The sequence below is a fragment of the Microbacterium sp. H6 genome (assembly GCF_003314775.1).
In the GTDB taxonomy this organism is placed as follows: domain Bacteria; phylum Actinomycetota; class Actinomycetes; order Actinomycetales; family Microbacteriaceae; genus Microbacterium; species Microbacterium oxydans.
In genome coordinates this window covers 362-579 of sequence record NZ_QOAY01000165.1, presented here as the reverse complement: position 1 = coordinate 579, position 218 = coordinate 362, and the positions used below count along the sequence as shown (strand labels likewise).

General features: G+C 70.6%; 1 pseudogene. It reads right to left on the bottom strand.

Annotated elements, in window-relative coordinates:
- Nucleotides 1-218: pseudogene (locus DSP71_RS23555) on the bottom strand (riboflavin synthase); the annotation flags it as partial.

Sequence of the window (218 nt, the reverse complement as noted above, 5' to 3'; positions counted from 1 at the left end):
CTTGTCGACGACGAGTGGGGCGAGATCGGCGGGCAGACTGATCCGGAGCACGCTCCACTGCGCGCCGGGCCGCACCTCGAGCACCTCGCCGACCCCGTCGACGTGGCCCTGCACGATGTGTCCGCCGAGTCGGGCGCCCACCGGCATGGCCTTCTCGATGTTCACGCGGGTGCCGATGGTCGCCGACCCGATCGCGGCCACATCGAGCGTCTGCTTCA